Raw genomic sequence first — 17,949 nt, forward strand, 5'->3', positions numbered from 1 at the left:
GAAAAAGGCTAGATATTTCTAGCCTTTCTCTATCCACATTCCTGCTTTTCTTATAAAGAATCAAGGTAAGCTTCTAAGTCTTCTTCTGTACTTGGTACTTCCATTTCACCATCAATGATTTTTTGTTTCCAATTGTCAATTTCCTCTAGCATTTCATCTGTCATTGCCTCTTCGTTCGTCTTAGCTACAGAGACACCCTCATCTTCTAAACCGAATTCCAGGACTTCTCCACCTGGAAACTCTCCGTTCATTGATTGTGCAGCGACTTCTTGTACAGCGATATCCACACGCTTGACCATAGAGGTAAGTGTGACATTCTCATCTCCGATCGCACCTTCTTCGTATTGATCTCGGTCTACGCCGATCACCCATACGTTTTTGGATGGATCATTCTTCTTAATGTCCTTAGCCTGGGCAAACACTCCATTACCGGTGGCACCGGAGGAATGATAAATGACGTCCACTCCACTGTTATACATATTAGAAGCGATCACTTTTCCTTTATCCGGAGCGCCGAACGACTCAGCATATTGTACGTCGACTTCGATATCCGGGTTTACAGAAGCAACACCAGCCCGAAAGCCTGATTCAAATTTTTTGATCAATTCGCTGTTTTCACCACCGACAAAACCTACTTTGTCGGATTCAGTTTTCATTGCTGCTGCCACGCCAACAAGGAAAGAGCCTTGGTGTTCCTTAAAGGTAATATTTGCGATGTTATCTCCTTCCGCCACCGCATCAACCAAGGCAAAGTGTGTATCCGGGTTTTGTCCAGCTACCTTACTTAACGCATCTGTCAGTTTAAAACCAATACCGAATACTAAATCATAATCTGCTCTCACTAAGCTGTTCAAGTTCGGCATAAAATCTGCATCACTTTCTGATTGCGCATAATCGAACCCTTCGCCTTCTTCCAGTCCGTTCTCCTCACCGAAAGCCTGAAGACCTTCCCATGCAGATTGGTTAAACGATTTGTCATCTACACCGCCGACATCGGTTACCATACCTACTTTAAAATCGGAGTCTTCTCCACCCTCCTGGTTCTCACCGGAATCGGAAGTTTCTCCTCCGCTTTCTTCCCCGCTGCCTTCATCATTAGAAGACCCACAAGCACTTAGAATAATACCTGCTGTAAATAGCAAAGCAATCAATAATAGCAAACGATTTGTTTTCAACATTTCTACCCCCACAATGTTAGTTTTTATCTGGTATTGCCTAAACTCACCTGCGAAACGGTGCCGGAACATCACCCCCCTTAAAATGTCCTCCTCTTCACATGCGCTTCCTGATTACATAAAAACTGAATACGTCTGCTCTGAAGTAATTACAAGAATACAATACTGGTTCGTCACTATCTGTATAATGCATCTGTTTTAGTAGTAGCATTGGCTGATCAGGCTGGCACCCCAGAACAGGAGATATCAGCTCATGATAGCCTACTGGTTCAATATGAGTGACTGTGTAGTTGACATGCTTACTTCCATAGTCCTCTAAAACCTGGAAAATGGAGGCTTGATTATGAATTTTTTCTATCGGGATCAAATGTTCTAAAATATTATCGATACAGTAAACGACGGGGTCACCGTCGGCAGTTCTGACTCGTTCTATCTTAGCCAAAGTATCGATCTCGAATGGAGCGAATCTGTTTTTATCTTCTTCAGAAGCTTCGATCAATTCTGTTGATAAATATTGGGTTCCTGGGGTTTTTCCAGCGGAAGCAATCATTTCTGTCACACTTTTTAAATGTTCAATACCGGCAGAGAAAACAGGTTTAGGATTGACGAACGTCCCGACTCCATGACGTCTGGTCACGATATTCTCTTCCTCCAGAAGCCTGAGTGCTTCTCTTAATGTAGCCCTTGAAACACCAAGTCGCTTTGACAGTTCAAATTCAGAAGGCAATTTCTCTTTCTCTTTATACCTTCCAACTTCTATATCCCGTTTCAATTGATCGATAACCTGAAGGTATAAATGACGAGCATCGGCTTTTATTGACATGACATTACCCTCCGATGAAGTTCAATCTTCGTAACATATGTATCTACTAACTAGGTAAAAAGTATTAGTACAAGGACGATCTGTATACGCAAAAATCGACGCTGACAGGATGTAAGAGAACTGACCTCTGACAAGTCATTCTTTGTCCGAAATAAATATAACACTTTTGGTCTAGTAAATAAACAGGATTTGGACAAAAAACGACAGAATTTTTTAGTTTTATGACAATTTTAATAAACCTGCTAATATTCTTGCAATTAATGTTAATCACCGACTGGTAAACATGTTCGTTCATGGAAATTAAGGGGAATATTTCCTTGCATTTTCTTTAAAAAAACTCCTCTTTGACCTTGTTGGCCAAGAAGGAGTTTTTTAAGTACCATATCATGTATATTACAAAGGGTAAAAAGCATGGGGAAGTAAATGCGCCTTGATACAGTGTTTGGAAGGGAAAATGTGCCTACCCCCTCGAGGTCTTAAGCTCATCCTCTGTGTGGCTTAATACACCACTCGGAGGATGGGCTTAAGCTTGTCGGGGGTGAGCAAGGCACATCCGCTTTTCTTTTTCTATGAAGTTTTTTCTTCTTCTTGCTGAGAAATTAACACGGTTCTTGGTTTGCTCCCTTCATAGGGGCCGACGATTCCTCTTGCTTCCATGGCATCAATCAATCGAGCTGCGCGCGTGTAACCGATACGGAATCTTCGCTGTAACATCGACACACTGGCACTTTGCATCTCTAAGATCATTTGTACAGCATCATCAAACAATTCATCATCTACTTCTTCGTTCACTTCTGCTTCTTCATCCGGTATCATTTCCTCTTGATACTGCGCCTTTTGCTGATCAATACAATGGTCCACTACCCGCTCTACTTCCTCATCGGAAAGAAATGCACCCTGTATTCTCGTCGACTTGGAGGATCCGACTGGAATGAATAGCATATCTCCCCTTCCAAGCAGTTTCTCTGCTCCACCTGAGTCCAAGATGGTCCGGGAATCGGTAGCAGAAGAAACACTAAAGGCAATCCTGGATGGTATATTAGCTTTTATGACACCGGTTATAACATCTACAGACGGACGCTGGGTAGCTATGATTAAATGAATACCAGCAGCCCGGGCCATTTGGGCCAGTCGTGTAATTGCATCCTCGACGTCGTTGGAAGCGACCATCATCAAATCGGCCAGCTCGTCCACCAGCACCACAATATATGGCAGCTGCGGCTGGTTGTCTCCTTCTGTTTGATTATGTTTTTTTATATACTCATTATATCCTTCAATATTACGGGTCCCTGTATCAGAAAATAACTCATAGCGTCTTTCCATCTCAGAAACCACTTTCTTTAGAGCCCGCGAGGCTTTTTTAGGATCTGTAACTACGGGCGACAAAAGGTGAGGAATGCCGTTATAGACATTCAGTTCCACTTTTTTAGGATCGATCATCATCATTTTTACTTCGTGCGGTTTTGCCCGCATCAATATACTGGTGATTATTCCATTGATGCAAACACTCTTACCGCTTCCAGTAGCCCCTGCGACAAGTAAATGCGGCATCTTATTCAGTTCTGCCATAACTGCATCCCCCGATATATCTCTTCCTAACACAAAGGAAAGTTTGGATCCTTGCTGCGCCTGTTTGGTTTCCAAAACTTCCCTCAGGGATACAGTGGCCACTTCGCCATTTGGAACTTCAATCCCCACAGCAGATTTTCCGGGAATCGGTGCTTCAATCCTGATATCTTTCGCCGCTAAAGCTAACGCCAGGTCATCGTGTAGATTAACGATCTTACTCACTTTCACTCCGACATCAGGATATACTTCATATTTTGTCACCGCCGGCCCTACATGCACTTTCGTGACTTTTGCTTTTACTCCAAAACTTTGGAATGTCTTTTCCAATTTTCTTACTACTGCCTGAATCTGAGACCTTTCTTGTTGCTGCGTATTATATTCCGGCTCAGCTAGTAACGACATGGAAGGCAACTTATAATCTAAGTTTTCGGCTTCCGTCATTGGCAAAGATTCGGCTATCTCGCCTTCATCGGTATCTTTCTTTTCATCCGAAGATGCCTCCTGTTTCTCCGGATGATTTACTGTTTCAGCAGTCTGTACGTCTGCAGAATAAGCGATATCCGTGAAATCCTGGATAACTGGTTCATCTATTGCTGAATCACTTCCATCTTCTATAGAAGAATCAGTTAGCCCTTCTTCAGAATCGTTGGACTGCTTCTTTTTCTTTCGGTTTGATCGGTTGTTCTGCTGCATCTTTTTCATTTGTTTGAATTGACTGCGAAAAAAGCCGTCAGCCCGCTGCCAACCTTTGTCCAGTATTTCCCCGATTGACAGCTCTGTAACAAACAGTGCTCCTATTACTATTCCGAATACCGCCACTATTTTAGCTCCTGCGGCAGAAAATAAAAAGTAGCAAAAAGCAAATAATAGAGCACCAACCATACCACCGCCAAGGTTGGCCGACGGAACATCCCCTCCTATGTAAGAAAGGATGTTATCCCATGTCGTAACTATAATGGAAGTATTCATGGACTCTTGTAAAATAGATTCAAAAGTTTGTATATGAGTGATTAGTAAAACACCTGAAAAAATGATGTAGAACCCAATCATCCGTTTATGAAATAAATATGGTACTCTTCTTTTGACAATTAACATAATTCCGGTAATCAGTAAAAACAAGGAAGCAACGAAATACCATATCCCAAAGAAAAAGCGAAATATATTTTCAAGACCCGAGGGAATGGCGCCGTCACTTATCGCACTTGCTCCACTTCCTAAAACACCCAAGAACACGAATAAGATTCCAGTAAGTTCATATTTAACTTGTTTTTTTAGTTGTGTTTTCTTTTTTCTGTTTTTTTTCTTTTTTGCCATTTGATTCACCTCTGCACTCATAAATAACCGCCAGTTTTCTTATGTAGTTCAACCCTTGCCATCACGATGACAAGGGTTGATAACCTGGAATATGGCAAGATTACCCACTGGTCTCTACTGTTATTATAGCACAGAGTAGCCGCATTGAAATGAATAGAATGCTTTTTAATGGCCAGAAATAATTGTTCCCGGTGCATACGTTTCATCAAGGAAATCCTGTGGATCAGTGGAAATCAGTTGCAAAATGCTAAATGATCCGTCATTGTTCCTTTCTACGTGCACAGTTCTGCCGTTTATGTTGATAAATTGGCGATTGGCAAAGGCATTTTGATCGACTCCGAATATCTCATACTCTGTCAGCGGTGTATATAAAATCATTGCAGCATCTCTCCGGATTGTTTTTCCTTTTCTATCAAGTCATTCAATTTGCTCATGGCTTCCATGACACCACCTACATCATCAATCAAGCCATATTTCACAGCATCAGCCCCGACTACGTTCGTACCTATATCTCTTGTCAGATTTCCTTTGGCAAACATCAAGTCTTTAAATTTTTCTTCTTCGATATCGGAATGTTGTTTGACAAAATTGATGACCCGCTCCTGCATTTTATCCAAATACTCGAACGTTTGCGGTACACCGATTACAAGTCCCGTCAATCGGATCGGGTGGATAGTCATCGTTGCCGTCGGAACGATAAAGGAATAATCAGTAGAAACTGCGATTGGTACACCGATTGAGTGCCCGCCTCCAAGTACTATGGAAACGGTAGGCTTAGACAAAGAAGCAATCATTTCCGACAAAGCCAAACCGGCTTCTACGTCCCCTCCTACAGTATTGAGTAAAACGATTAATCCTTCAATTTTAGGATTTTGCTCTATCGCCACAATTTGTGGAATTAAATGCTCATATTTCGTTGTCTTGTTTTGCGGTGGCAGCTGTACGTGTCCTTCAATCTGCCCGATAATTGGCAGCACATGGATATTGGAATCCGGTGCTTGCGGGACAGTAGACTGACCTAGCTGCTGGATTTTTTGCACCAGTGACGATTGATTATTTTGATCCTGATTATCTTGTTTAGATGTATCTTTTCCCATTATTGATCCACGCTCCTTTTCAAAGCATGTACCTAGTATGTTACAGCACGGCTACTTACATACACACGGATAAAGGGAAGTTTGACCTCGCTTCATGTGTAAATGTGGCTTCCACACAAACATTGAATGGAACTTCATTGTCCTTTGTTTTGGTTCTGGTTACGTACTTTCTTAAAGATTTCAGTAAAAAGAATTTAGAAACTGACTGTTATCTAGAAATAAATAGCCGCATCCCAGATCAATGGCTCGTTGATAGAAACTGCGCAGTAACTGTAATGGGAAGTCCATTGCCTATTCAAAAAGCGTGTTAACCACCGCTTCGGCAGCATACTTCGCTTTCCGCGTGCACGGCTTCAGCTAACTTGGTAAAGAACACCGCTTTACCAAGTGGATCTTCAGCTCGCGCTTTTCCCGCAGGAGTCTGCGTATGCTACCTGCGCTAAGAAGCATGCTGAATGTCGCAAGCGTAGAAGCTTTTTTCTTGAGACTCAACCAGCTATTTTAAAAACGGTTGTCAGGAAATAGGTTCTTCTTTTCATAAAAAAACAGTGGGGGTTCCGTCTTTTCTCCTTCTCTTAGACTTTTTGCTTGTTCTCAAAGCTATGTCTTTTGATAAGACGGTTCATGGAGTACCAAGTGAATCCAAAAAATGTCTCGTACCCTCGTTTATAAACAGGAAGCTGTTCCTAGCGAAGGAAAAACCCGAAGACTCCAGCGGGAGGAAAGGCCTCGGTGAGATCCCGCAGAGCGTTAGCTCGAGGAAGCTCACCAGCCGCCCGCGGAAAGCGCAGGGTATTTCCGCAGCGTGGGACTTCACCACTCCTATAAAATGGTCCAAGTACTACAAGGGAAGTTACTGCTTAGTTTATATTAACTATGTTGCTAATCAACCTTTTACGAAAAATAACCAATTAAAAAACGCGCTTAGATAAGCACGTTTTAAAGAATTGAATATGCTGGCCAGATAAGGACTTTTTCCGAATCATTTACCGGATAATAATTGTGTTAATTGGTTTCTTTCCTCACCTGTCAACGGAACAAGCGGCAGACGAACTCCTCCGACATCCATCCCTTTGATTTGAAGAGCTGTCTTAACAGGTGTTGGAGATGGAGCCATGAACATGCCTTTCATTATGGGAAGTAGTTGTCGGTGCAACTTGGAAGCTTTAGCCGTTTCTCCCGCTTCAAAGGCTGTCAGCATTTCCTGCATCTCTTTCCCAATAACATGAGAAGAAACCGACACAATACCATTTCCTCCAACAGCCGTTATCGGCAGGGTCAAGCTGTCATCTCCACTGTAGACGGTAAAAGTATCGCTAGTATTTTCGATAATAGTCGATATTGCATCCAAATCACCTGTCGAATCTTTAATTGACACAATGTTCGGTATTTTCGCCAGTTCTATTACTGTTTCCGGATCCATTCTTACAACCGAGCGACCGGGAATGTTATATAGCATAATGGGCAAAGTAGTTTCCCTGGCGACTGCAGCAAAATGTTCATAAATTCCTCGCTGATTCGGTTTATTGTAATAAGGAACAACCAGCAACGCAGCATCCACACCGGCTTTTTCTGCCTTTTTTGTAAACTCAATGGTGGCATAGGTATTGTTGCTCCCCGTGCCGGCGATGACGGGAACTCGTTTATTCACGTCTTTTACAACACGCTTAAAAACGGCTATTTTTTCCTCCTGCGTCAGGGTCGGTGATTCACCGGTCGTTCCTGAAATCACGAGTCCATCGGAACCGTTGTTTAATAAATAATTCACCAATTCTGTTGTTTTTTCCAGGTCTATATTCCCCTTATTGTCAAAGGGGGTGACCATTGCTGTTAGTACTCTGCCGAAATTCATGGCATTACGGACTCCTTTCATCTTCACTTCATCTTTTCGTTTCGTTAGTTAAGAGTAGCAGGTGGAGAACCACCTGCTTATGTGCTGCGTCTAATAGTACGATCAATCCTGCTGGATATCCAGCTCAAAAGTATTATGAAGTGCATTTACCGCTGGCACAAGGTCTTCTTGATGGATCAGAACCCAAATCGTCGTATGACTGTCTGCTGACTGAAGGATATGAACCCCTGCATCTGTCAGTGTCTGGACAATCTTGGCAGTCACTCCAGGTACACCTGTCATTCCGGCACCTACTAAGGATACTTTTGCACAATCTTTCGTGATGATTGGTTCGTAGTCCATTCTTTCCAGCAATTCGACAGCCTGGTCTGTAAACCGTTCTGGTATAGTGTATACCACACCGGTAGGAGAAATATTTATAAAATCGACAGAAATTCCAGCTGCGGCCATCGCTTTAAAAACTTCCGAGTGTAAACGGTAAGGCTCCTTGTTCGTATTTACCCTCACTTGTGTTATATCGGAAATATGAGCGATCCCTGTCACAAGTCTGTCAGGAATATCCTTTCCTTTTGCCGATTCACGCGAGGAAGTAACCAATGTCCCGGTATCTTTTGTATGAGTAGAACGGACTCTTATTGGCACTTTTGCCTGCATCGCAATCTCCACCGCTCGCGGATGGATGACCTTTGCTCCCTGATAAGCAAGATTGCAAATCTCTGAATAAGTAACTACATCTAATATCCTTGCAGTCTCCACAACTCGCGGATCCGCGGTCATAATCCCTTCTACGTCTGTAAAAATATCGATATACTCAGCACCAAGTCCTGCTCCCAATGCGGCGGCAGAGGTATCGCTTCCTCCTCTTCCGATAGTGGTGATTTCACCATCTTCCGTTTTACCTTGGAAACCAGCTACCACTACCACATCATACATTTCCAATTCTTTTTTTACACGTTCTGGGTTCATTTCTTTAATTTTGGCTTCTGTAAAATCCCCACTTGTAATAAAACCAGCTTGTGCCCCAGTCAGTGAAATGGAATGGATTCCTGCTTCTTTTAATTCATTGGAAAAAACAACAGAAGAAATTGTTTCTCCGCAGGATAAAAGCAGATCCTGTTCCCGCTTCGAAATCTGGCTGTGCGGGAACCCGACAAGCTGGAGCAGAGCATCTGTCGAATAAGGATCCGGAAACCTTCCCATGGCTGAAACTACCACTACTACTTTATAGCCTTCGTCAATCGCATCTTTAATATGTCCGGCGGCACTTGCCCGAGTATCTTTGTCTCGCACAGAAGTACCACCGAACTTTTGAACTAATATTTTACTCATACACACACCTCAAAGTTACAGCAAATTATTTTTTATAAGACTTTCTGCGATTTGCACAGAATTCCATGCTGCCCCTTTTAGTAGATTATCAGATACGACCCAAAGGTGGAAGCCTTTCGGATGGTCTGGGTCTTTTCTCACTCGACCGACAAAAACATCACTTTTGCCTGCTGCGCTTAATGGGGTAGGATATTCCTGTTCTGACGGATTGTCTTCAAGCGTAATGCCATCCGCATTCCGCAATACTTCATGGATATCAGCTGCTTGCAGCCCCTCTTTTTCTACCTCAATATATACACTTTCTGCATGTGAAGTGAAAAATGGAAGACGTACGCATGTTGCAGCTACAGGAAGATTCGGTGCATGCATGATTTTTTTTGTTTCGTTGATCATTTTCATTTCTTCGAATGTATAACCATTCTCCTCGAACGTGTCTATTTGCGGAAGTGCATTAAACGCAATTGGAAAATGCTTTTTATCACCTTTAACAGGCATAATATCCGCTTCCAAATCCTCACCATTCAAAAATGCTTTCGATTGTTCACGCAATTCTTCCGCAGCTGAAGTACCAGCGCCCGAAACTGCTTGATAAGTAGAGACGATTACTCGAGAAATACCATGAGACTCCTTTATCGGCTGGAGGGCAGCCACCATTTGAATTGTTGAACAATTCGGATTTGCGATAATACCTTTGTGACTGGAAAGATCCTTTTCGTTTACTTCAGGCACAACGAGCGGAACTTCTTCATCCATACGAAAAGCACTTGTATTGTCAATGACAACTGCTCCTCTGCTTACTGCTTCGTGGGCCAGACGTTTTGATACTGATCCCCCTGCTGAAAACAAAGCGATTTGTACTCCTTCAAAACTTTCTGGAGTTGCTTCTTTTACAGTTATTTCCTCACCTTTAAAAGCTATTTTTTTACCAGCTGAACGGCTGGAAGATAACAATGTTAAACTCGCCAAAGGAAACGCCTTTTTTTCAAGAGTTTCCAGCATTTTTTGTCCTACTGCTCCCGTCGCTCCTACGACGGCAACATGGTACCCTTGTTGATTTTGCATGCTAAAAATTCTCCTCCCTAAATAATTCGGTGTCTGTTAACATGTTTACAGATTTTTTCTCATAGTCTTTATTCTAACATAATAGAAGAAAGGAAGGTATAGAAAGGGTATGTGTGCTTATTTTCTTTCAATGATAACCGGTTGCAATTGTTTATATTGCAGGGCGCTTTCTACGGTATCCTGTAATAAATCCATTTCGGCTACCAAGGAGTTCGGTTTCTTGAACGGATCGTCCTGACCATAAGGAATGAAATAAATCAATTTTGTAGCCATTAACCGCATTAAATTGACTCCATTCAATCCCAAGGCATCATTTGTTGATATACCTAAGACGACTGGATTTCCATTACGGATGGTAGCTTTTGCGGCCATCAAGACAGGGGAATCCGTCAAAGCATTAGCGAGTTTACTCATCGAATTCCCTGTCAAAGGGGCTATAACCATGCAATCCAAAGGATATTTAGGTCCTAGCGGCTCTGCTTCCGGAATGGTTGTAATCAACTCTTTACCAGTAATCTCTTTTATTCTTTGCAGATGTTCTTTCGCCTCACCAAAATGGGTATCGGTATTCTGTACTGTATAAGAAACAACTGGTACAACATCTGCTTTTGCCTCTACCAGTTTTTCCATTTGAGGAAAAACAGCATCATAGGTACAATGGGAGCCTGTAAGACCGAATCCGATTCTTTTTCCTTCTAATGACATGTCACTTACTCCTTTCCGAAATATGTTCCGTCAATATTTGGGAAACTACCCTTCCCAGAATGGCACCTGCTGTCTTCGGAGCAACGATTCCTGGTAACCCCGGAGCGGGCATTGCTTTGATTCCCCGCTGTTCCGCAAATTTAAAATCAGTCCCGCCTGGTTTGGAAGCCAAATCGATGATTAAAGCTTGTGACTTCATAAGCTGGATTACTTCCCTTGTGACAACCATTGCAGGTATGGTATTGATTAGCAGATCACAATTGGGTGAATGTGTGGTCAAATCATCCAAAGTAAAAGGGGTCAGTCCCATTTCTGTAATCCTGGCAAGGTCTGACTGATGCTTAGAACCGACGGATACATGTGCTCCAAGGCCGGCAAACTTGCTCGCAAGTGTCATACCAACCCTTCCCAATCCCAAGATGATTACATTGCTTGAATGGATAGTGAAATCGGTGTTCTGGATGGCCATCATGATGGTGCCTTCGACTGTTGGGATCGAATTGTATATCGCTACATCATCCCGATCGAATAAAGGTACCAACTGTAATGCCGCCTCCCCAGCTGCTTCATTTAAAAAGGGAGTTGTGATGCCTGAAAATACGATGCAACCACTTTTTAAGGAATGAAACCAATCTTTTTTCAACTGAATCTGTTTATCAGAAAAAACTGTTTCCACATATCCTCGATGGTCTGTTCCTGGTACAGGAATAATCACTGCATCTAATTTACTCGGTTCGATATCTTCTAATTCTGCTTGCTTTGCACCAGTGAACCCTTTATCCAGCTGATCATAACCAATTATAGTCAAGTCCATTTGGGGATTTTTCGTTAAGTGTCTGATCAATTCCAAATATCTGGCGTCACCGCCGATAATGGCAATATTCATTTTGGTATCCATTACTTCACCTCGCGTAGGGATAATGCGTCTCTGTTTATACTATGAAATCCATCATGGTTAGTGACTGTACACTCATCCCGAAAGAATTTACGACGAAAAAATATGAGTATGTACCTTGTACCTTCACTTAAAGTCATTTGGATTACATTCTGACGACAATACCAGAACGTTCTATGCTAATGGGATGAAGGGATTCAGTCTTTCGTATAGGGAGGGGTTCAAAAAAATCAATTTAGGGTTAGGAGGTTTTCGGTGCGGATAATCTCACTCACCAGGTAAGAACTTCGAGATCGACCGGATGAAAAGCGAGAGTCGTTATGGTTTTGGTTACGAATAACCAAAACCATGAAAAGATAAAAAAAGAAAGCCTGCAGGGAAATCTGCAAGCTGTAAACGGAACCTATTATCCTCCTCGATAAGATTCAGGAGTCAATGATAATCATATCTTCACCGATTTTCTTGATATCACGCCAATTTATTCTGATATTTTCCCCTTCTTTTTTCATTCCAAACCATTTATAATTCGGAAGAATGAAGGATTCTATCTGACCTGTTTCCTCATTAAATTCCAAATCAGTATGACCCAAAATGCCTAGTCTAGTACCACTGCTTACATCAACGATTTCTTTACCACTTAAATCCTTGTATCTCATGTATCCACCTATCCTTCCAAGTCCCTTAGACTCTAAGTATGCTTTTCCTCTATTTTATGAGGGACAATGGAATTCATGAGGATAATATTTACATGGTAAACAAAATATCAAGGTGAAATCAGCGCACTCGAAGGATCTTGTTCAAACAAAGAACGAATGATACGGTTGGTCGACTCATGTGTTACTTGATCAATTTCGTTAATCATCTCATCAAGCGTCCGATGTCTGTTTAAAATCAATTCATTTTTTCCATTTCTGCTCATTCGACTATTTGTACTTTCTAAGCTCAGCATTAAATTAGCTTTCAACTGCTCTTTACTATTGTGGAGCTCTTTGTCAGTAAGTCCATTTGTCTTGAAACTTTCGATGGTCGCCTCCATCGTTTCCTGCAGTACAGGTAACTGTTCTTTTCCGGTACCAGCATAAATGGTGAGCAATCCATTATCGACAAAAGAACTATGGTAGGAAAAAACGGAATAAGCGAGTCCTCTCTGCTCCCTTACGTCTTGAAACAGCCTGGAACTCATACTGCCCCCAAGCACATTATTCATGATGATTAAGCTGTATATGGATGGATCATCGACTGGAAGACCTTGATAACCCAGGCATAAATGAGCTTGTTCGGTATCTTTTTTACGTTCTATATGCTCTCCTATGAATATTGGCCGTTGGTATTCGAATCCGTTACTTTTTGTATAATAATTGCCAAATAATTTTTCAACTTGTTTAAAATAACTGTCATCTACATTGCCGGCTACAGAAATCACCACATTTTCGGGTGTATAGTGACTATCCTTATATTGCTGTAAATCTTCTCGATTAAAGGAGGAAAGGGTTTGCTCGGAACCAAGAATTGGATAAGCCAACGGATGGTTCCCGAAAGAAACCTCCGATAACATATCGTGAATAATATCATCCGGGGTATCCTCGGACATCTTGATTTCCTCATAAACGACCTTCTTTTCTCTTTCCAGCTCGTCTTCTTCAAAAGTAGAGTTGAAGAACATATCCGCCAATATTTCCAGGGCAAAATCTTTATAAGTATCGAGTACTTTCGCATAAAAGCACGTATACTCTTTCGAAGTAAACGCATTTACCTGTCCGCCTATAGCATCGAAAGCTTCTGCAATGTCGCGGGCCGAGCGTGAAGTTGTTCCTTTGAAAAACATGTGCTCTAAAAAATGGGATATCCCATTTTTTTCCAACTCCTCGTTGCGAGACCCAGTCTTTATCCAAATCCCCACAGTAACGGATCTCACAGCCGGTATATCTTCTAATACTACTCTTAATCCATTGTTGCATGTATGTTTTTTAAGCAAATTGAATCCTCCTATACCTTCCTGCACATCATTTATCGCTGTTCACTCAACAAACGTTCTATTGCTGCAATCTTGTATCCTTTTCGTTTGATCATCTCGATTAATTCATCCAATCCACTGTTCACCACATCAGTCGGGTGCATCAAAACCATCGCACCTGGGTGCACTTTTTCCTCCACCCGCTTTACCATGACAGGTACGGTTGGTTTTTTCCAATCAACTGTATCAACCGACCAAAGGACCGTTTCCATATCAAGCTCAGCTGCTATTTGAACGACTTGTTCATTGAAACTCCCGCTTGGCGGAGCAAACCATTTGGGGGTATCTCCTGTAATGGCTTTAATAATTTCATTTGTCTGTTCTATCTGTTCCCTGTTTTCATCAGCTGTCAAACGCTTCATGTCTGGGTGGTTGTAAGCATGATTACCAATAGTATGCCCTTCTTCCTTAATCATCTTAACCAATTCAGCATTCTGACTTGCCCATTTTCCCTCAATGAAAAAATTGGCTTTAACATTCTTCTCCCGTAAGGTTTTGAGCATACTTGGAATATTTTCACTGCCCCAGGCCACGTTAACCAGTAATGTGACCATTTTCTTTTCCGGATGTCCGCGATAAACCGGGGCTGCAGGAAGATCCTCAAAGGTAATCCGGGGTTGAACTTGTTCCACAACAAGTAGTGACTGATCAAACTTTCCTGCCTTTTTCATCTTAGCCACCGATTCTTCGACGTTTACTTTTAACCCGTTCCTGCCGGGCATCTTCTTCCAAACCTTGTCTATTTTTGCATTGTCAGGTTTCTCATTCCAATGCTTTGCTTGTGTTTCTATTTCGCTGCGGATTGTATCCTCGTTTGGATTTACAACTGGCAGCGCTTCAGGGAGAATCTCCAGATTATTGTATTTAAATGGATTGGCTTCAATCGGGAAAAAAGCGCCGGCCAATAAAAGAAAAACACCTATTTGGATAATCAAACGTTTCACTTTGACCCCTCCTCTTTTATAACTATGAGGGGCGGGGACAAGGTAGAACAAAAGGGAATACGGTATGACTGTCCCTTGTTTATACAGGCATTCCTTTCAACAGCCCTGTTTGCCCATAGAATAAATAAAGAAGGATTCCAATACATCCCTTTTATCTCGTATGGTTTTTTTCAGATATGTACGATAAGCATCATCCACCACTTTATTATGATGAGAGACTAGTTTAGGTCATGATAATTCTTGAAGAGATTGGCACATCAAGGGAGGCCGTAGTAGTTTGCTGCCGAAACGGTTTATCAGCACTAAAAGTACCAAGCAAATTCTGTTTCACGTTGTTTTGTCTCTACCTCTATTATGGGAAGAGGATTTTACAGAAATGAAACAAAAGAAAAAAAGAAACTGGGAGTCCAGCTTCTTGTTTTTGCGTTTATTTTTCATCTTCCTGCTTTTGTTCTTTCAACACTGCTTTTCGTGATAAATTAACGCGTCCCTGATTATCGATTTCTTTTACTTTGACCATTACCTGATCACCAATCGAAACAACATCTTCAACCTTTCCGACCCTTTCTTCGGCCAGCTCGGAAATATGAACAAGACCGTCTTTTCCTTTGAACAGTTCGACAAATGCGCCGAACTTCTCGATACGTCGTACTGTGCCGAGATATATCTCGCCAACTTCCACTTCGCGTACAAGATCTTCGATGATCTTCTTGGCTTTTTGGTTCATAGACGAATCTGTAGAAGAAATAAATACTCTTCCATCCTGTTCGATATCAATTTTGACGCCAGTATCTTCGATAATTTTGTTAATTTGTTTGCCGCTCGGTCCAATTACATCACGTATTTTATCAGGATTGATCTCCATGGTCAGAATCTTCGGTGCATATTCGGAAAGTTCCTGCTTCGGTTCACCGATGGTTTCCATCATATGATCAAGGATATGCATACGTCCTTTTTTGGCCTGGCTAAGAGCTTCATCGAGAATCTCTCTGGAAAGACCTTCAATCTTGATATCCATTTGCAAAGCAGTTACACCATTAGAAGTACCTGCTACTTTGAAATCCATGTCACCAAGAAAGTCTTCCATACCTTGTATGTCGGTTAGAATGGTATAATCTTCATCCTGCTTTACTAAGCCCATGGCTATCCCTGCGACAGGAGCTTTGATTGGGACACCGGCATCCATCATTGCCATTGTGCTGGCACAGATACTAGCCTGCGAAGTCGAGCCATTCGACTCCAAAACCTCGGACACTAGTCTTATGGTATAAGGAAATTCCTTTTCAGAAGGAACCACTACTTCCAAAGCCCGTTCCCCAAGAGCTCCATGACCAATCTCACGACGACCCGGCCCTCTGATTGGACCTGTTTCCCCTACGCTGTATTGTGGGAAATTATAATGGTGCATGAATCGTTTCGACTCTTCCAAATCCAGTCCGTCAAGAATTTGCACATCACCTAACGCTCCAAGTGTACAAACACTTAACGCCTGTGTCTGACCACGGGTAAACAGACCGGAACCATGGGTACGCGGCAGGACGCCGATTCGGGAGGATAAAGGACGAATTTCATCTACTTTTCGACCATCGGGCCGTACCTTCTCTTTGGTTATCAAGCGTCGTACTTCTTCTTTTACCAGTTTGTCCAGTACCGCTTTAACCTGCTTGATTTTTTCTTCATCAGCCTCTTCATCCTCGTAGCTTTCCACAACCGCTTTTTTAGCTGCATCAATCGCTTCTTCGCGGGCATGTTTTTCTTGAACCTGAATGGCTTGTACAAGGGAATCTTTTGCTTTCGCTTCTACCTCGGCTGACAAACTTTTATCCGGTTCAAACAACGTCACTTCCATTTTTTCTTTGCCTACAGCTGCAATAACTTCCTCCTGGAAAGCAACTAGCCGTTTTATTTCTTCATGACCGAACATGATTGCTTCCAGCATGACTTCTTCCGGTACTTCATTGGCACCAGCTTCCACCATGTTGACGGCATCTTTTGTGCCGGCCACTGTCAAATTGATATCACTTTTTTCCAACTGTTCGACTGATGGATTAATGATGAATTCTCCATCTACACGGCCGACAATCGCACCAGCAATTGGACCGCCGAACGGGATATCCGATACGCCTAGAGCCAGCGATGAACCGATCATTGCCGCAATCACGGAAGAACAATTTTGATCTACACTCATTACTGTGCTGATTACTTGAACTTCATTTCGAAAACCATCGGCAAACAATGGACGGATAGGACGATCAATCAAACGGGAAGTCAATACAGCTTTTTCACTTGGACGTCCCTCTCTTTTGATAAATCCTCCTGGAATTTTACCGACTGCATACAACCGCTCTTCATAGTTGACCGTCAACGGAAAGAACGGCAGGTCTTTGGGTTCGTTTGATGCGGTTGCCGCTGTCAGTACAGAAGTATCTCCATACTGAACCATGCAAGCACCATTAGCTTGCTTCGCTAACTCTCCGACTTCGACCGAAAACGGCTGTCCGGAGATTTCCGTGGAAAATGTTTGCTTATCTGCCATCTACTATACTCCTCTCAATAAAAATCTTGCCTTCAACCTCGACAAATTGCATTTCTTCATGTTGTTGCTATATTGTCAGTCTTTGCCGATTAAACAGTTTGCATACCCAGTCGCAGTCGATGGGTTAAGCATTTTCATGCAGTAATGCCGAAAGCGTGGTTCACAGCTTGCATAGCAAATCGGCCGCGGCCGACTCCGCCCAAAACTGCTTGGCAACTGGTTTATGTAATCGTTTATAAGTACAGAAAAAGCGGGAATTCTCCCGCTTTCCCCTAAAAAACTTAGCGACGAAGGCCAAGTCTTTTTATTAACTCGCGATAACGTGTTACGTCTTTAGCGCGAAGGTAGTTCAACAAGTTACGGCGTTTACCTACCATTTTTAGTAGACCACGACGTGAGTGGTGATCTTTTTTATGAACACGCAAATGCTCATTTAGATTTGTAATTTCTTCCGTTAGGACAGCGATTTGAACCTCTGGAGAACCAGTATCATTATCGTGTGTCTTGAAATCATTGATGATTTCATTTTTACGTTCTTGTGTGATTGCCATCCTTTTCACCTCCTACAAATTGTAAAACCCCAATCTCCCAGCAAGCGTCGGAGTTTCGCGTTGCCAAGGGATGGTTTCCGTAT

Annotated in this window: 15 protein-coding genes; all 15 read right to left on the reverse strand. The window is 42.3% G+C overall.

Annotated elements, in window-relative coordinates:
* Window positions 1-50 precede the first annotated feature (50 nt).
* Window positions 51-1,178, reverse strand: a complete 1,128-nt coding sequence (locus BLR82_RS01930; RefSeq protein WP_074598235.1) for a BMP family lipoprotein — start codon at window positions 1,176-1,178, stop codon at window positions 51-53.
* 94 nt (window positions 1,179-1,272) lie between these two features.
* The gene (locus BLR82_RS01935) at window positions 1,273-1,998 is read right to left on the reverse strand and encodes a GntR family transcriptional regulator (protein ID WP_074597318.1); all 726 of its coding nucleotides are present in this window, start codon (window positions 1,996-1,998) and stop codon (window positions 1,273-1,275) included.
* Window positions 1,999-2,565: 567 nt separating this feature from the next.
* A complete protein-coding gene (locus BLR82_RS01940) occupies window positions 2,566-4,881 on the reverse strand; it encodes an FtsK/SpoIIIE family DNA translocase (protein WP_074598236.1) in 2,316 nt (771 codons plus the stop codon).
* 165 nt (window positions 4,882-5,046) lie between these two features.
* Window positions 5,047-5,259 (reverse strand): YlzJ-like family protein, encoded by a 213-nt coding sequence (locus BLR82_RS01945; RefSeq protein ID WP_074597319.1) that lies wholly within the window; start codon window positions 5,257-5,259, stop codon window positions 5,047-5,049.
* Window positions 5,256-5,978, reverse strand: coding sequence for a ClpP family protease (locus BLR82_RS01950; protein WP_074597320.1), 723 nt, complete (start codon window positions 5,976-5,978; stop codon window positions 5,256-5,258). Before BLR82_RS01950 ends, BLR82_RS01945 begins: the two co-directional genes overlap by 4 nt.
* A 982-nt stretch (window positions 5,979-6,960) precedes the next feature.
* A complete protein-coding gene (gene dapA / locus BLR82_RS01960) occupies window positions 6,961-7,830 on the reverse strand; it encodes a 4-hydroxy-tetrahydrodipicolinate synthase (protein ID WP_074597322.1) in 870 nt (289 codons plus the stop codon).
* Window positions 7,831-7,932: 102 nt separating this feature from the next.
* Window positions 7,933-9,159 carry an aspartate kinase gene (gene dapG, locus BLR82_RS01965; RefSeq protein ID WP_074597323.1) on the reverse strand — a complete coding sequence of 409 codons (1,227 nt, stop codon included), beginning with the start codon at window positions 9,157-9,159 and terminating at the stop codon, window positions 7,933-7,935.
* A 15-nt stretch (window positions 9,160-9,174) separates the two neighbouring features.
* Entirely contained in the window at window positions 9,175-10,221 is a 1,047-nt protein-coding gene (asd, locus tag BLR82_RS01970; RefSeq protein ID WP_074597324.1) for an aspartate-semialdehyde dehydrogenase, read from the reverse strand.
* 117 nt (window positions 10,222-10,338) lie between these two features.
* Window positions 10,339-10,926, reverse strand: coding sequence for a dipicolinate synthase subunit B (dpaB, locus tag BLR82_RS01975; RefSeq protein ID WP_074597325.1), 588 nt, complete (start codon window positions 10,924-10,926; stop codon window positions 10,339-10,341).
* 1 nt (window position 10,927) lies between these two features.
* Window positions 10,928-11,824, reverse strand: a complete 897-nt coding sequence (dpaA, locus tag BLR82_RS01980; protein WP_139186872.1) for a dipicolinic acid synthetase subunit A — start codon at window positions 11,822-11,824, stop codon at window positions 10,928-10,930.
* A 422-nt stretch (window positions 11,825-12,246) separates the two neighbouring features.
* Window positions 12,247-12,477 carry a YlmC/YmxH family sporulation protein gene (locus BLR82_RS01985; protein WP_074597326.1) on the reverse strand — a complete coding sequence of 77 codons (231 nt, stop codon included), beginning with the start codon at window positions 12,475-12,477 and terminating at the stop codon, window positions 12,247-12,249.
* Between the two features lie 107 nt (window positions 12,478-12,584).
* On the reverse strand, window positions 12,585-13,796 hold the full coding sequence (locus tag BLR82_RS01990) for a M16 family metallopeptidase (RefSeq protein ID WP_074597327.1): 1,212 nt from the start codon (window positions 13,794-13,796) through the stop codon (window positions 12,585-12,587).
* A 32-nt stretch (window positions 13,797-13,828) separates the two neighbouring features.
* Window positions 13,829-14,779, reverse strand: coding sequence for a polysaccharide deacetylase family protein (locus BLR82_RS01995; protein WP_074597328.1), 951 nt, complete (start codon window positions 14,777-14,779; stop codon window positions 13,829-13,831).
* Window positions 14,780-15,206: 427 nt separating this feature from the next.
* Window positions 15,207-17,315, reverse strand: a complete 2,109-nt coding sequence (pnp, locus tag BLR82_RS02000; protein WP_074597329.1) for a polyribonucleotide nucleotidyltransferase — start codon at window positions 17,313-17,315, stop codon at window positions 15,207-15,209.
* Window positions 17,316-17,596: 281 nt separating this feature from the next.
* Window positions 17,597-17,866 carry a 30S ribosomal protein S15 gene (gene rpsO / locus BLR82_RS02005; protein WP_074597330.1) on the reverse strand — a complete coding sequence of 90 codons (270 nt, stop codon included), beginning with the start codon at window positions 17,864-17,866 and terminating at the stop codon, window positions 17,597-17,599.
* Window positions 17,867-17,949: the final 83 nt, after the last annotated feature.

The organism is Sediminibacillus halophilus (genome assembly GCF_900103695.1).
GTDB classification, from domain to species: Bacteria; Bacillota; Bacilli; order Bacillales; family Amphibacillaceae; genus Sediminibacillus; species Sediminibacillus halophilus.

Coding starts and splice junctions, on each gene's coding strand:
- BLR82_RS01930 (WP_074598235.1), bottom strand. CDS start 1,178: ATGTTGAAAACAAATCGTTTGCTATTATTGATTGCTTTGCTATTTACA.
- BLR82_RS01935 (WP_074597318.1), bottom strand. CDS start 1,998: ATGTCAATAAAAGCCGATGCTCGTCATTTATACCTTCAGGTTATCGAT.
- BLR82_RS01940 (WP_074598236.1), bottom strand. CDS start 4,881: ATGGCAAAAAAGAAAAAAAACAGAAAAAAGAAAACACAACTAAAAAAA.
- BLR82_RS01945 (WP_074597319.1), bottom strand. CDS start 5,259: ATGATTTTATATACACCGCTGACAGAGTATGAGATATTCGGAGTCGAT.
- BLR82_RS01950 (WP_074597320.1), bottom strand. CDS start 5,978: ATGGGAAAAGATACATCTAAACAAGATAATCAGGATCAAAATAATCAA.
- dapA (WP_074597322.1), bottom strand. CDS start 7,830: ATGAATTTCGGCAGAGTACTAACAGCAATGGTCACCCCCTTTGACAAT.
- dapG (WP_074597323.1), bottom strand. CDS start 9,159: ATGAGTAAAATATTAGTTCAAAAGTTCGGTGGTACTTCTGTGCGAGAC.
- asd (WP_074597324.1), bottom strand. CDS start 10,221: ATGCAAAATCAACAAGGGTACCATGTTGCCGTCGTAGGAGCGACGGGA.
- dpaB (WP_074597325.1), bottom strand. CDS start 10,926: ATGTCATTAGAAGGAAAAAGAATCGGATTCGGTCTTACAGGCTCCCAT.
- dpaA (WP_139186872.1), bottom strand. CDS start 11,824: ATGGATACCAAAATGAATATTGCCATTATCGGCGGTGACGCCAGATAT.
- BLR82_RS01985 (WP_074597326.1), bottom strand. CDS start 12,477: ATGAGATACAAGGATTTAAGTGGTAAAGAAATCGTTGATGTAAGCAGT.
- pnp (WP_074597329.1), bottom strand. CDS start 17,315: ATGGCAGATAAGCAAACATTTTCCACGGAAATCTCCGGACAGCCGTTT.
- rpsO (WP_074597330.1), bottom strand. CDS start 17,866: ATGGCAATCACACAAGAACGTAAAAATGAAATCATCAATGATTTCAAG.